10 protein-coding genes are annotated in these 15,684 nt (G+C 49.5%); 4 read left to right on the top strand and 6 right to left on the bottom strand.

Annotation, left to right across the window (positions count from 1 at the left end; genetic code table 11):
• Positions 1-41 precede the first annotated feature (41 nt).
• Positions 42-1,028: a glycosyltransferase gene (locus tag WBJ53_RS03925; RefSeq protein ID WP_338874747.1), complete on the bottom strand. Its 987-nt coding sequence runs from the start codon at positions 1,026-1,028 to the stop codon at positions 42-44.
• 355 nt (positions 1,029-1,383) lie between these two features.
• Between WBJ53_RS03925 and WBJ53_RS03920 the strand changes: the two genes are divergently transcribed.
• Positions 1,384-2,130: an SDR family NAD(P)-dependent oxidoreductase gene (locus WBJ53_RS03920; RefSeq protein ID WP_338874746.1), complete on the top strand. Its 747-nt coding sequence runs from the start codon at positions 1,384-1,386 to the stop codon at positions 2,128-2,130.
• Positions 2,131-2,354: 224 nt separating this feature from the next.
• Here WBJ53_RS03920 and WBJ53_RS03915 read toward each other — a convergent pair whose 3' ends face one another.
• From WBJ53_RS03915 to WBJ53_RS03900, 4 genes are all read right to left on the bottom strand, one after another.
• A complete protein-coding gene (locus WBJ53_RS03915) occupies positions 2,355-2,810 on the bottom strand; it encodes a hypothetical protein (protein WP_338874745.1) in 456 nt (151 codons plus the stop codon).
• A gap of 298 nt (positions 2,811-3,108) precedes the next feature.
• Positions 3,109-5,532 carry an alpha-L-rhamnosidase N-terminal domain-containing protein gene (locus WBJ53_RS03910; RefSeq protein ID WP_338874744.1) on the bottom strand — a complete coding sequence of 808 codons (2,424 nt, stop codon included), beginning with the start codon at positions 5,530-5,532 and terminating at the stop codon, positions 3,109-3,111.
• A gap of 162 nt (positions 5,533-5,694) precedes the next feature.
• The gene (locus WBJ53_RS03905) at positions 5,695-6,699 is read right to left on the bottom strand and encodes a YpdA family putative bacillithiol disulfide reductase (RefSeq protein WP_338874743.1); all 1,005 of its coding nucleotides are present in this window, start codon (positions 6,697-6,699) and stop codon (positions 5,695-5,697) included.
• 96 nt (positions 6,700-6,795) lie between these two features.
• A complete protein-coding gene (locus WBJ53_RS03900) occupies positions 6,796-10,038 on the bottom strand; it encodes an SdrD B-like domain-containing protein (RefSeq protein ID WP_338874741.1) in 3,243 nt (1,080 codons plus the stop codon).
• A 333-nt stretch (positions 10,039-10,371) separates the two neighbouring features.
• On the opposite strand from WBJ53_RS03900, the gene priA reads away from it, so the two are divergent.
• From priA to WBJ53_RS03885, 3 genes are all read left to right on the top strand, one after another.
• Positions 10,372-12,780, top strand: coding sequence for a primosomal protein N' (gene priA, locus WBJ53_RS03895; RefSeq protein WP_338877151.1), 2,409 nt, complete (start codon positions 10,372-10,374; stop codon positions 12,778-12,780).
• An 81-nt stretch (positions 12,781-12,861) separates the two neighbouring features.
• Positions 12,862-13,473: an NAD(P)H-dependent oxidoreductase gene (locus tag WBJ53_RS03890; protein WP_338874740.1), complete on the top strand. Its 612-nt coding sequence runs from the start codon at positions 12,862-12,864 to the stop codon at positions 13,471-13,473.
• Positions 13,474-13,503: 30 nt separating this feature from the next.
• Positions 13,504-15,390 carry a monovalent cation:proton antiporter-2 (CPA2) family protein gene (locus WBJ53_RS03885; RefSeq protein WP_338874739.1) on the top strand — a complete coding sequence of 629 codons (1,887 nt, stop codon included), beginning with the start codon at positions 13,504-13,506 and terminating at the stop codon, positions 15,388-15,390.
• Here WBJ53_RS03885 and WBJ53_RS03880 read toward each other — a convergent pair.
• Complete coding sequence (locus tag WBJ53_RS03880) at positions 15,383-15,628, bottom strand: type II toxin-antitoxin system HicA family toxin (RefSeq protein WP_338874738.1); 246 nt, start codon at positions 15,626-15,628, stop codon at positions 15,383-15,385. The two genes, WBJ53_RS03885 and WBJ53_RS03880, sit on opposite strands and share 8 nt — an antisense overlap.
• Between the last annotated feature and the right edge of the window lie 56 nt (positions 15,629-15,684).

The raw sequence follows: 15,684 nt of genomic DNA, 5'->3' as shown, positions 1-15,684 counted from the left end.
GAAGGGTGGAGAATTCTCCACCCTTCATTTTTTAGTATCGGTTACCAATACAACACCTTATATTTAACAGCGCCATACAGTCGCCAATAGACGGCTACAAATGGTGTAGCTAACGCCGTCAGCATTGTTTGCTTAACACTCGTACCAGTAACCTTGTCAGGTAGTTGATTGATAAACAAATTAGCGGTTAAAATGCCCCATATGCCAAAACCAACCGCCGAGGTAATCGCACTTCCCGATAAGGCACCAGCAAGACCGATGGTTGCCCCAAACACGGTACTATAATACTCAATTACCAAACTGCGGTCGGCAGCAATGCGCTGTCTGAACAAATCGGGGTGGCGTTTATATAGCAGTGCATCATACCGATTTTTTCGTTCATTCGATAAAGACGTATACCAGGGATCTTCCTGCATGGGATGAATCACTACAGCTTCCGGACATTTGCTGATGGGAATACCGGCCTGAATAAATTTAAACTGCAGATCATTGTCCTCACGCCAGGCCAGATCAAATGCTTCTTCAAAACCACCTACCCGTTCCAGCGCCGATTTCCGACAAAAACAATTGGCCGAAATGAACTCACTCATTTCGAGATAGGGTGTGGCAGGATTATAGAGTGTGGCATTATCAGCTAACGTTAACCGCAGTTGCCCCGTCATAACCTGGGCTCCGCGCTGAAAACTGGTTAAGGCAGCAGCCAGCCAGGTAGGTTGTGGCAAACAATCGTCGTCGGTGAAGGCTACAATTCGTCCTCTGGCAGCCCGCCATCCGCGGTTTCGGGCAGCAGCCGGTCCACGCCACTCAGGTTGTCCTAAGTACCGAACTTCGAGGGGGCCTCCCGTTTGCGCAATCTGTTTCGTAAAAAGAGCAACCGCAGCCGCTACATCCGGCGAATTTCCATCATCGACCACGATAATTTCGTACTGATCCCTGGGAATCCGTTGCTTTCCCAAAGCATCCAGACACTTTAGTAGTTGTGCCGGTTGCCGATATGTTGGTATCACTACTGAAAAGTGCGGTATCATACAATAAAGCCTGTTTATCTTCTCTAGCGCTAATTCAAAGCTTCCCTGAGCAAAAGACAGCGTCAAATGCCCATAAAAAATGTGAGTCACTGGCTCTCAGCGCATAACGTTTTTAAAACTCAAGACGTTTAGAAACACCAGCCAAACTGAGTTAGCGGCAAAAGCCTATCCGTCTATCCAGCTAGTGTTGAGCCAATTGGCTTTCCGTCTGGTTTTCTCCTGTATTAAAAGCAAAATCCGCGCCGATTCGGTGACTTTATACGATTAGATGCCAGCATTATGGATCTTTTTTTCGTTTGAAGACTCAACATAGATTCTATTAGTTTTGTGGGGTATGTACACAACCTGACTTTTTATGATTGCACTTATCACTGGCGCAACATCGGGCATTGGGCGCGCCACCGCCGAGGCATTTGCCGATCTGGACTATCGCTTAATTCTGTGCGGCCGCCGTCAGGATCGTCTGGTCGAACTCGAACAGGAGCTTGGCGCACAAATTCCGGTTATAACGTTAAACTTCGACGTACGTATCCGGGACGAAGTAGAACAAGCGATTGACAGCTTACCCGATGACTGGAAAGCAATTGATATATTGGTTAACAATGCGGGTAATGCCCATGGGCTCTCTTCTATTCAGAATGGCGATCCTGACGACTGGGATCAGATGATTGATGGAAATGTTCAGGGCCTGCTGTATGTATCTAAAGCTGTTATTCCGGGCATGGTTGCCCGAAAACGAGGTCATATAGTGAACATTAGTTCTATTGCCGGAAAAGAAACCTATGCTAACGGTGCGGTTTATTGCGCCAGTAAAGCGGCCGTTGAGGCCTTAAGTGCCGGTATGCGGCTCGATCTGACACAGCATGGAATTAAAGTGACGAATGTTGCTCCCGGCGCGGTAGAAACGGAATTTTCGGCAGTCCGGTTTAAAGGTGATACCCAACGGGCTGCCAAAGTTTATGAAGGATTCACACCCCTACAGGCCGAAGATATTGCCGACGCCATTGTTTATGCTGTTTCGGCACCTTCCCGGGTTACAATTGCCGATATAACAATTCTGGCGGGAGCCCAGGCAGCAGCCACTACAATTTATCGTAAATAGCTACCCGTTTGCCTATGCGCTTCTTTTTGGGGCTACTCTCTTGGGGAGTAGCCTGTTTTTTTACCCCGGAAACGCTTAGTTCTCGTGTAGAAAAACCAAAAGCCCGGCATAAACCGGGCCTTCCTTGGTAGTGTACTTTAACACAGTGCCTGCGTTCTGACAGACACTCATCAGTAACTTAGTGTATCGGGGAAGTGTTTAGCACTATTTTTGACCAGGGCTTATTAGGGCACATTATAGTCGAGCGTAGCCTGGTCAAGCGTTTTAGCATATCGGGTAATTATTTCATTGATCAATAAAAATTCCCCATCAGTGTCTTCTCTCCGATAAACAACTGGTTTGGCTTCCGATAGGCTGTTAACATCAGGGGCTTTTGCCTGTCCTTTAAACAAGACGACACCGTCTTCCAGTGTCGCCAGTATGCGTATCTGTACGGGGTTCTGAATCGTCTTGAATTCGGTTATGGTTTTGTATTCCGTAACAACCGTTCCTTCTTCTTCATTGGCCACATCAATATCGAAGCCAGCCTCTTCCAGAAATGCCTGTACTGACTCGAACAGTGCCGAATCGGCCAGGGTGGTGGTCAGCTCAATCGCATTGGCTCCCTGCGGAATAGTTTGTGCGGTTGCCGCCATCAAACAGCCCGCCGTTAGAACGAACAACCAGATACTGAATTTCATAACGTACCAGAAAAGTTCATGTCGAATACAGCCGAACAAACCGATCAACAATTTCAAAAAGTTAACCGCATGGTTCATTCGTTCACGCCATAAAACAAAAAACGCCCGAACAATCTGTCCGGACGTTTCGATACCCACCGTAACTTGTAAGACACAAAAATACAAAAAACGTCTTACACAATACAGGTCTGCACAGCAAACGATTTGTTTAAAATCTTTTTTTATAAGAAATAAATAACATCACCGCCACAACAAATACACCAAAATAAAAAAACAATACACTTCAGGTCTAACTACGTTACAGATTCACTGTTTGCTTTCCAGCTTTTAGCAGCAGAGATTTCCCTTTCCAGCGGAGGGTTCCTGTCAGATTTCCAGGCATGATAACTGTACCCGTCAACTGGCCAGCCGACGTTTTCCTGAACTCAACACTAATGATGCCCAATGGATGTGGCATCTGACCGCTTACGGCTGTCAAATCGCCCAGATAGGGCTCAATCCGAACGGATTTAAAACCGGGTTCAGCCGGGCGTATGCCGCAGGTCATCGATAAAAACTCGTATAAAGGCGATGCGCTCCAGGCGTGGCAGTCGGATCGGGTTGGCTCAGGATTTTCGGCAAAAGTAGTCAGGCCAATCGCCAGCATGTCGCGCCAGGGTTTGAGCTGAGCAACCAACTGATCACCAAGTTTTGTTTTTTTGAGCGCTTCAAACAGGTAAAATTTAAAGTAAAACGTAGCCTGTGTGAGTGAGGTATCGGCCATTACTTTTTGCAACAACGATGCCTGCTGACTGGCAGGAACGGCATCAGTCAATACGGCAAGGATGTTGGCATGCTGACTGAATATTGCTTTGCTGGCCGAGGAAACAGGCACATCGGCTATTAGCCCCCGGGAAGCATCCCAGCACTGAGCATAAACGGCCCGATTTAGCCGTCGACCCAGTTCACGGTAATGTTCGGCGCGTTCGTTTAGTCCATAATGCGCCAGCAAATCGCCCGCCCGGAAATAGGTATATGCCTGCTGCAACGACAGAATGCTGGACCCGCCTTTTCGGGCACCGGCCGGAACGCCCCCCGCAATTTCATCGGTAGCGTTCTGCCATTTGGCCCAGTCGACAAAATTCCACCATTCGAGCGGTCCATTCAGGCCGGTCGGAGCAATGCGCTGTTCGTGCCAGTTCAGCACGCCCATAATGCCGGGTAGCAGTGATTTCACAAAAGCGTCGTCCTGCCGATGCATCCAGTAGTCGTGAATCATACAAACCCAGAACAGCGAAAACGTAGGGATAACCTGAAAATCGGCTGATGGATATCGGCTCTGCGTAAGTCCGTCGTTAAACCGGCTATGGTCATAATCCATAATCGCTTTCCGCATCAGGCGATCGTCGCCCGTTACATAGAGCGAAATCATCGACTGAATGCGGGTATCGCCCGTATACTGCAACTGCTCGTAGTAGGGGCAATCGTAGTAATTTTCGCCAGCGCAAAGTTGGGCCGTTCGCCAACCTACGTTCCAGATGGCTTTCAATGTAGTGTCGCCAGGTGCATCTACACCTGGTGTGGCTGCGTTGGCAGAAAACCGGGCTTTCTCTTCGAAGGGATAGGCTGTATATTGGCCAATCAGATCATCGAGAACAAGCGGATCCTGTTTGGTTTCGACCGTCAGTTGCAGATACCGGTACGTTCGAAACCAGAGTGGCCGAAACGTGCGTTTGCTACCACCATCGGCCATAAACTGATCTTCGAAACCGCGTAAGGTTCGCCCTTCAATCTCGTTCCGGTTCCCTTTCCGGCCTTTAGCATCGATTAAGGCTTCGGCATAGGCAAGTGTTATGGTTGCCGCCTTACCCTGGCTAACGGTTAGCTCTGGATAAGCGTTGGTCAAATAGCCCTGATCGAGCAGAAACACGGCTTTTGTATTGGCAGGAACCGTTACGGGGGCATTTCCCTGCAAAAAAGCATTCTCCATTTTGCCGTTTTCGGTCCGCCGAACCGTTGACAACCGAAGTGGTTTTTCATCCATCATCGGAATCATACGCGGCACCAGCCCCCAGTTACCGTCTGTTCCCAGACCACGTGGCTTAGTTGGAAAATTTAGCGGTTTAGCAGCCACCCAATGAGTGTCGTCGAAACCAGGTTGCTCCCACCCCCATGGATACTGAGCGGCATCGACCCGATCGCCATCGCCCACAACAATGTAGGTACGTAGTTTCGGTATATCGTTTTTAATGGGCGAGTAGGCAGGGTTATGAACTATTTTCCAGCTAGCGTCGGTATTGGCAACTTTTTCGACTGGCCCATCGCCCTGCAACAAAAAACCGAACTGATAGCTCATCTGAGCAAACGGCGCACCTTCGCCCATATACCAGGCCTGTGCGGCCAGCACATTCCGGCCTGCCTGTAGGTAAGGAGCCAGATCAATGGTTTCATAGTTCCAGTTTTGCGTGTCGCTCCGGGCGGGCCCTATGGCTACGGCTTTGCCATTTACAAACAACCGATAACGATTATCGGCCGATACATGCACAACAAATCGGTTTGGTTTCTGCGCCAGATCGAATGATTTTCTGAAATGATACACACCATACTGCCGGGCTGGAGCCGTTGGGTGGAGTATCCAGCGGGCCGTCCAATACTGATTGGTCCAGTCGGTGGGTGTAGAGGTTTGGGCTAACGAAAGAGAAGAAAAAAGACCAAGTATAAGCAACAGACGAATCTTGCACATAAAACAGGATGGGTCAGGTAATAAGTGTGCAAGTTAAATCTTATGCCTGTTTTCTGTTCTATGCTACCGTGTATTGCCTAAAATAGACTGCCGATTGGGCTAATTAGCGTGTAAAAATCATCCCAATCGGCAGTCTATTTTAAAAAAGGCAGGGTCTTACGGTTAAATCCGCTGAATCAATTCTTTAACCTTATGCACTTCGCGGCCCATAATATGGTCGATGATCGACTGCGCATGTTCGCGGCCATTTTCGATAAATACTTTTTCGGTAAAAATTCCGGCCATCACAGTTCCACAGACATAAAGCCCCGGCACGGTGGTTTCGAATGTTTCTTTGTTATAAACAGGCACCTGCGTAACCGGATCCAGTTCGATTCCGCACCGGCGCAGCAGTTCGGCATCGGGTATGTAGCCGGTTAGCACCAGGACAAAATCGGCGGGGAGCTGGCTTTCTTCTCCCGTTTTCAGGTTATTGACCGTTACAGTTTTGCTGCCAATCTGCGTTACGACCGAATCGAATACGGTTTTAATTTTACCTTCTTTCACCCGGTTTTTCACATCGGGAACGAGCCAGTACTTGACCGTGCTCCTAAAATCCTCTCCCCGATGCACAACGGTTATGTTTACATCGTGCCGATAGAGTTCCAGAGCCGCTTCGACCGCCGAGTTTGATGCGCCCACAATGACTACGTTTGTAAACGAATACTTAAAGGGTTCATCGTAGTAGTGCGACACGTGCGGCAGATTTTCGCCGGGAATACCAAGCCAGCGGGGCCGGGTAAAATAGCCCGTTGCCATAATTACTTTTCGGGCCTGATACTGCGCGCCCGATGTTGTCGATACAGTAAACAGCTCGTCGGTTTTCCGAACATCCCAGACCTCCTGAAAGAGTTTAAAGTTGAGGTGATAATAAGCCGCTACTTTCCGGTAGTACTGAAGTGCTTCGTCGCGCCCGGCTTTTACGCCTGAAATGGGAAACGGAATACCACCAATTTCGATATTCTCGGCGGTCGAAAAAAAGCGCATCCGTCGCGGATACTGCCGAATAGATTCTGTCAGACTCCCCATCTCCAGAATCAGATGGCTCAGTCCTGCTTTGGTTGCTTCAATTCCGGCAGCCAGCCCACAGGGCCCACCACCCACAATAATAACATCAACTACTTCCATAGACAGTAACGAAGGCGAAAACCGCACCACGAAATCCTAACACACAAAAAGCCCTCAAAGGTTGCGTCGTTGAGGGCTTTCGCGGAATATTCCCGTCTATCGTTTGATCCGTACTATTAACACTGGCAAACAAACAGGTCTGGCATTCAGGCAAGGATCCAGATAAGGCCAGACCACAACCCGAACGACGGTTAAACAGCCGTTGGTTCCGGTAGCCATTACGGTATACTCGCCGGGATCTTTCGCTTCGGGATCGGTTTCGCTACTCGAAAAGCCATTGGGACCGGTCCAGGTCAGTGTTGCGCCCGGTGCATCGGCATGTAGTTTGATCGTACACCCTGTACAGGGCAACGTTCCGCCGGTAGCCATCAAGGCAGGCTTAGCCGTATCGGCCAGTACTTGGGCAGTTGTGCTAATCAGCGAAGCCTGGCAGGCAGGGTCAGTAACGGTCAGCGTATAAGTTCCCGGCTGATTTACGACGGGATTTTGCCCTGTGCTGCTAAAGCTATTGGGCCCATGCCAGGCATAACTGGCTCCAGTAGCTTCCGTGCCATCAGGGTTCTGCGCTTTGCCCGTCAGCGTAATGGTTGTTGTTGCGCAGGTCAGTGTTCCTCCGGTAGCTGTAGCGGCTACTGACGGCTTAACTTCCAGAACCGTATAGCCCGATTGCCGACAGGCGGGGTTTTCGGGAGTGGGATAAATAATGGCATATACATACTGATTTTGTACCGAGGCATTGCCAGTTGTATTGATAAGCGGACTATATAACACAGCCCGATTGCTGGCATCTGGTTTTACGGTGCCCAGCACAACGCCCGAATTTTCGTACATGGCCGTTCCTGATTGCGGGCTACTAAACAAGACGAACCGTACAGAATCGGCACGACTCAAATAATAGCCCTGAGCCGCAACCGAATCAACGGTAGCGCCAGCGCATAGCCGAATGGTGTCGCGCTCGGTAGTTAGTGCCGGACATGAATAGACCGACAGGTCGTACGTAAAATCATTCTGCCCGGCATCCATCGTTTTTACCGACATAAAGGCATACGTACCATTCATCTGCGCATCTGAATCGCGCAGGTCGCCGTCCTGGAAATCGGAGCGGTTAGCTGGCGAGAGGAAATAGAACCGAGACGGGGCTGCTTTACGGGCTCCTGCGGCCCGGGCCGCTAACCGCCCACCCGATGCTGCTGGCTGAGCATTCGGGGCGCTTAAATTTAACTGTGCCAACTGTGCCGTATCCATCCGAACTTCATAGGTATGACCAAACTGTAGTCCTCCCGGCACGGTAGCATTGTTGAAATAATATTGGCCGCCGTTGTGAGTTGTTTGCGTGGCAATTTGCGTTCCGTTGGCTTCCATATCGTGTAAGGTTAGCACAAGCCCATCAATTCCGGGTTCGTATGCATCCTGAATCCCATCCCGATTATCGTCATACCAGACGCGGTTGCCAATTTCAACCGGAGCAGGGTCGCACAGGGCCTTTACGTCGCCCAGGCCCGATGCCTTCCCAAATGACCCGGGACTGTTGGTATACAAAACAAAATTGCGGGCGCTTTGGCCAGTGTGGTTATTAAACACTTTCAAGCCACCCGACTGGAAGATATTCTCGATTGGATCAAAAGCCGACGTAAGAATTTCATTATAGCCAGGCACCAATGCCAGCGCCCCATTCGTTACTTCCGAATGGCCATAATGATCGATAAAGAACCAGTTGTCTTTCCCGTAAAATTCGCCACCGCCCGGCCCTTCGTTGTTACCGACTCCACTACCGGTGCGCGTGCCTGAATGCCCATTGCTTTCCAGTACATACGTACCATTATCATTAAATGCTCTTAGAAGATCTCCGCCCGTAAAGCCATCATAAAAGCCATTACCCTGAGGGTCGTGATTGGCAACTCCGGCCAGGTGGCCAAAGCGGTCCAGGAAGCCGATGATCATTGATCCGTCATCATCAAATTCCAGATCAGAAACGATCGGTTGTGGATACATCACAAAATAAGGAGCAACCCCCTGCCCACAAGGCGCAGGCCAGGCATCGGTCCAGGGTAACCAGTGGTCATATTTGGTACAGGCCTGATCAGGGAAAGCCGGATCGTAGGTAGCATCGGCTATACCCCGCCGGAAATCCAGTGGAAACGACAATACTGTCTCAAAGACAGGGGAGTTTGATGTGGGATCGAAGCGATAAATGGTTGCTTTCAGATCGCTCTGTTGCTGCGATGTTTCGGCCGAGCACACCACCCCAACGTACACCTTACCGTGGTGTACCTTTACGGCCCAGGGCCGGAAATCGCCATTTGAGCAGCCCGGATCAGGAATAGCCCACGATTTAACATCGGCAGCCGTTGGAACGTGTGCTGGTGTGTTCAGAAAAACGCCGTAGAGCTTTCGATCTTTCAGGTTTATCAGATATAGCGTTTTGTCATCTTCCGACATATCCATGCCGCCAATGCTCAGCCGTCCCATCGCACCCATCGTTCCGGCATCCGTGCTGGCCTGGGTTTTGTCGCCAAATAAATCACTGTGCGGATCGTCGCCCGTATCAATACCAATGGTTTTCAGGTCAATAAAGTTACTGGTTGCACCAGTAGCCATATCCGTCACATAAATTCCGCCTGTTCCGAGAGGGCCAAAACTCATATGGCGTTTCACGACGGCTGCACTAAATAGTTTTTTTGTACGTCGCTGATAAGCCAGCGCCCATATAGCACCAACCTGCCCGGCCGTGGCCAAATGATCGGGAGCGAAGTTCGAGGCACCAGCCATACCATTGGCTTCATAAGCCAGCCCAACAAGCGCATCGCCCAGGCCCGATTGTTTGTCAGCAGGAACCGGATTGCCATTAGCATCCGTTGTAGTTTGTGAATTGCCATTGATGTAGCACGGAACGGCTAACCGGACGCCTGTTGGCTGGCAATAATCGGATGGATAGTTAATGCCCAGATTTACACGACTGGCGGGTGTTCTAACAAATTGAACGCTTGTTCTGCTATTGGCTCCGTAGGGACCATTATAGTAACCAGACGGTAAATTTTCAAACTCGATCCGAACCTGTTTTCCGGCTGGAATGTCTACATCAGAAAAAGAAAAAGCCCCGGCATTATCGGTTAGGGTTATAATTGGTGTTTTACTGGTTTCGACAAAAGCGCGAACAAGAACCCCGGCGATACCGACTTCGATAGGTAACGTATCAGAACGAATTCCATTCAGGTCAAAATCCCGAAAAATGGTTCCCTGTATCTGAGCCTGTGCAGCCGACACACACATGGAAAACACAATAACGGCCAGCAGGCCATTTCGAAAGCGATTCGTGAAAGTTAAGTACAGGTGAGTCATGGATAAGGCTGGTTTTATGTAAAATTTATGTTACTCTGCATTTGCCCATCAAATAAACTATATACCATGTTTTATATACATAGCTTTTTCTATAGTTTCCTTTGGTCCATTGGATAAGTTTATTCCGGCGAATGGACAGGCCTCTATTAGACAAATCCTTTGCCAGCAAGTGCCTGTTTTCTGGCTATCTTTACCTATCGTACTGTTTTGCTTGTGGAAAATCAGCCCTACTCTCTCTTTTCGTCATTTTCGGCCGAAGAAGTTACATTCTTTGCTGATTTAATTTTACCGATACCCGTACCCCGGTTATTCACCTACAGGGTTCCGCGAGGAATGGCCGATATTGTCAAAATTGGTGCCAGAGTAATTGTGCCTTTTGGAAAAAAGAACAGTAGAGTATATACAGCAGTAGTAGCAAGGTTACATAATACTCCTCCGAGCAACTATCAGGCTCGTTACATCAGTGAAATACTTGACGAGTATCCATTAATAACAAGTTACCAATTAGAGTTATTTAGATGGATTTCAGACTATTACATGTGCAGCATTGGCGATGTAATGAGTGTAGCCCTACCGTCGGGCCTGAAGATTTCCAGCCAGTCGAAAGTGCAGTTTAATCCAGATTTCGACTATCCGGAATTGCTTACGGATTTCGAATCGACCCTACTGGCCGAACTAAAAAAACAACCGGCTCTATCGTATGACGAACTGGGTCGGCTGGTTGGCGAAGGCGGCAATGTGCCAGCTCTGATCAAATCACTGATTGGCAAAAAAGCCGTTATTGTGTTCGAGGAAGTAAAAGAAAAATACATCCCGAAAATGATACGGAAGGTACGGCTGCATCGCAATTATGAAGAAAAAGAGCAGTTGCTGGCCCTACTACAACGGCTCGAAAAACTCCCGAAACAACAGGAGGTGGTGATGCGTTACCTGAGCCACATTCCGATGCAGCGCAACCCGGCTCTTAATCAGAAAGGGCTCGACAAATCCATCCTCAACCAGGACGAAGCGCTCTCACAATCGTCGTTGTCGACGCTGATCAAAAATGGCGTTTTCGAAACGTTTGAGGTTATTCAGCCTCGTTTCTCCGACAATTCACCCGTTTCGCAGGTTGAGATTAAACTGACCGAGGCTCAGCAAACGGCTTCGCAACAGATCATGGAACAGTTTGCTACGCAAAATATTGTATTGTTTCATGGCATCACGGGAAGTGGCAAAACGGAAGTATATATCCAACTGATTCAGCAGGCGCTCGACAGTGGCTCACAGGTGCTCTACCTCCTGCCCGAAATTGCACTTACGACCCAGATTGTTGTTCGTTTGCAGCGAGTGTTTGGTGATAAGATGGGCATCTATCACTCCAAATTCTCGGACAACGAACGGGTTGAGGTTTGGAAAGGTGTAGTTTCCGGTCAGTATCAGTTTGTTGTGGGCGTTCGGTCGTCGATATTTCTGCCGTTCGATAACCTGGGGCTCATTATCGTCGATGAAGAACATGAAACATCATACAAACAGCACGATCCGGCCCCGCGCTATCATGCTCGCGATGTAGCCATGATGCTGGCTCACTGGCAGCAGGCCAAAGTATTGCTTGGTTCGGCAACGCCCTCGCTCGAAACCTACTACCAGGCTAAACAAGGGCGTTATGGGCTGGTTGAGCTATTTCAGCGTTTTGGCGAAGCCACCCTGCCCAACATCATGCTGGTTGATACCCGACAGGAGAAAAAGCAGAAAACGATGAAAAACGAGTTTTCGTCGGCCCTGCTGAATGCACTGGAAAACAATCTGGAGCGCAAAGAACAGAGCATCCTGTTTCAGAACCGGCGCGGCTATTCGCCCTACATCCAGTGCGAAGATTGCGAATGGACCGCCGAATGCCCCAACTGCGCCGTTAGCCTGACCTATCATCAGCGCGATGCCGAAGTTCGGTGTCATTACTGCGGCCACAAAGAACAGGTGCCACGCCTTTGCCCAACCTGCGGTTCAACCAAAGTGCGAACCATTGGCTTCGGAACCGAAAAGCTCGAAGATCAGCTACAGATTTATTTCCCCGGATCGCGGGTGTTGCGGATGGATTTGGACACAACCCGTGCGAAAAATGCTTACCAGCAAATTATTCAGGAATTCGAGAGCGGACAGGTGGATATGCTTGTTGGCACGCAAATGATTACGAAAGGACTCGATTTCGACAATGTCAGTCTGGTGGGTATTTTCGATGCCGACCGACTCATTCGCTTCCCCGATTTCCGGGCCACCGAGCGGGCCTTTCAGATGCTGACCCAGGTTAGCGGGCGGGCCGGACGCCGGGCGGGTCGGCAGGGAACCGTACTGATTCAGACCAGCAATCCACAGCAAAGCGTTCTGCAAAAAATTATTGCCAACGATTATAAAGGGCTCTATGAAGAAGAAATTCAGGAGCGGCAGGATTTTAATTATCCTCCCTTTGCGCGGCTCATCAAGCTAACGGTACGCCATCAGGAACGGCACATCAGCCATCAGGCCGCCGAACGATTAGCCGCCGAACTGACCGATGTGCTGGGCAGCAGCCGTGTGCTCGGCCCCGAAGAACCACTCGTAGAGCGAATCCGAAATCAGTTTCTGTTCGATATTCTGATCAAACTAGAACGCGACAAAGTAAATGTAAAGGCCGTAAAGGCTTATATTCAGGAACGGATAAACGATATTCTGATCGATAAAGGCCTGCGACAGGTTAGTATTGTGGCCGATGTCGATTGTTTGTAAGGAACCCTAACGGCCTTTTCTCCTGTTGACTTGTAGACTGAACGCCACAGATCGGTGTTCGCGACCACTTTTTTCAAACGTATGGCCCGAGTACTGATCCAGTTTGCCCACCCGGCATTAAGTAAATCGAATGTACATAGTGCACTCATCAACTACAGCCGCAATCTGAAAAACGTAACGTTTAACGATCTGTATGAGCGCTACCCCGATATGTTCATTGATGTCGCCTATGAACAAAAGCTACTTCTTCAGCACGACATCATTGTTTTTCAGCATCCGTTTTACTGGTATAGTAGCCCGGCTATTGTGAAACAATGGCTCGATCTGGTACTGGAACATAACTGGGCTTATGGCACCCACGGCAATGCGCTGGTGGGCAAAAAACTGATGTGTATGATTTCGTGCGGTGGAGGCCCTGAAGCCTATACCGAAACGGGGCGCAATCGTTTTCCGGTCTGCGAATTTCTAACTCCGCTGGAGCAAACGGCCCACCTCTGTAAAATGGAATACCTCCCTCCCTTCGTTATGTATGGCACGTATCGGCTCACCAAAGAAGGCATTGAGCAATATGGGCAACAATATCAGACAATCCTGAAAACTCTGGCCAGCGATCAGTTAACGACACTGAACTATAAAGAAGCAACCTATTTCAACGACCTACTGCCTGCTTTGCAACTACCTCAACAAGCCTGACGAAGATCGTCCACAAGCTACTCAACCACCATGCAACACTCTTTTTTCTTCCAGGCGATGGTTTATCTGGCCTCCGCTGTCGTAATGGTTCCTATTGCCAAAAAGCTGGGCCTTGGCTCCGTACTGGGCTATTTGCTGGCTGGCATTCTGATTGGCCCCAGTTGTTTGGAGTTTATTGGGCAGGAAGGCACCGACATTATGCACTTTGCCGAGTTTGGCGTTGTGATTATGCTATTTGTTATTGGTCTGGAACTGGAACCATCGCGGCTGTGGCGGCTGCGTAAATCCATTCTGGGTATGGGCGGTGTGCAAGTTGGTGGCACCTCGGTTGTGGTTGCAGGCTTAGCCATGGCGTTTGGCATCGACTGGAAACAGTCGCTGGCCCTGGGCATGATTACGGCCATGTCGTCGACGGCTATCGTACTCCAGTCGCTAAACGAAAAAGGGCTCATGAAAACCCCGGCGGGCCAAAGTTCCTTTTCGGTATTACTCTTTCAGGATATTGCCGTCATTCCTATGCTGGCGCTGTTTCCGCTATTGGCCACTCAGCCAGCAGCACATGGCGAGGGCGGTGAGCATGGTGGCGCAACACTGGTTGCATCGCTACCATCGTGGCTTCAGCCAATTGTTGTGCTGAGTTCGGTGGCCGCCGTGGTTATTGCCGGACGCTATGCAACTCCTCCCCTTTTCCGGATCATTGCCCGCACTGGTATGCGCGAAATGTTTACCGCAACGGCACTCCTGCTCGTTGTTGGCATTGCAGTTCTGATGACAACCGTTGGTCTGAGTCCGGCACTGGGTACGTTTCTGGCAGGTGTGGTACTGGCCAACAGCGAATATCGCCACGAACTCGAAAGCGATATCGACCCCTTCAAAGGCCTGTTGCTAGGCCTGTTTTTCATTGCTGTTGGGGCTTCCATCGACTTCTCGCTGGTACTGGCGAATCCGTGGCTCATTCTGGGGCTAGTGTTCGGTATTATGCTCTGTAAGCTGGCCGTTCTGTTTGTGCTGGGCAAATCGTTTTCGCTCTCCAGCGACCAGAATGCCATCTTCAGTTTTGGTCTTTGCCAGATCGGCGAATTTGCCTTTGTATTGTTCAGTTTCTCCTCGCAGGAAGGGATTCTGTCGAAAGAAATCACGGATACGATGACGGCTGTTGTTGCTATCAGCATGGCCTTTACGCCCCTGGTTATGCTCATTAACGAAAAACTGATACTACCTCGCCTGGGGCTCAAGGAAGCTAAAACCGAAGAGCCCGAAAGCGATATTGTTGAACAGGACAACGAGGTTATTATTGTTGGCTATGGGCATTTTGGCAGTACGGTAGGTCGTTTTCTGCAAGCCAACAACGTCGGCACAACGGTTCTCGACAGTAATGGCGAGAATGTGTATCGGCTCCGAAAAATGGGCTATAACGTGTTTTATGGCGATGCCAGCCGCCATGATTTGCTCGAAATAGCCGGGGCAGCCAAAGCAAAAGTCATTGTAATTGCCATTGCCGATGAAGAAAAACGGCTGGAACTGATCGAAACCGTAAAAAAGCATTTTCCCGAATTACACATCCTCGTTCGGTCGACCAACCGCTATGATGCCTACGACCTGATGAATGCGGGTATGCTGCATATATACCGGGAAACCTTCGACACCAGCCTGCGGGTAGGCGTCGATGCGCTTACGCTGTTGGGGCACCGGGCTCATGAAGCCAACCGTGCAGCAAAAATGTTCTTCCGGCACGATGAACGCACCCTGAAACGCCTGTCGGCCATCCGTAACGATGATGAATATTTCGATGCTGTCCGGCAAAATCAACAGGAACTTGATCGCGTTATCCAGGCCGACCGCAATGCCACTACCCTCCGCGTCGACGAAGGCTGGGACGAAGACAGTTTAATTGCCGAAAACAGAGCAGCTAGTTAAATAATTGATTAATCACTTGCTCCCGGGTAATTCCAAAATGGCTAGCAACATCCGATAAAATTTTATTCAATGTTCCCAGGCGTACAGGATTATGCCTGGGAACAGTTAAATGATGTATGCCGTTTTGCGCAGTCGTTAAGCGGATATGACTTCCTTCCTGACGAGTTTGTTCATAGCCGAAATGCTTTCCTAATAATTTAACGAGTGATTCACCTTTGAGGTCGCGCGGGGTTTTCATTTCACAAAACTAAAGCGGAGAGAAAGCGCCCCCACTACACAATCAAAATTAAGCGA

Source organism: Spirosoma sp. SC4-14 (assembly GCF_037201965.1).
Lineage (GTDB): Bacteria > Bacteroidota > Bacteroidia > Cytophagales > Spirosomataceae > Spirosoma.
This window is presented reverse-complemented; position numbering and strand designations above follow the sequence as displayed.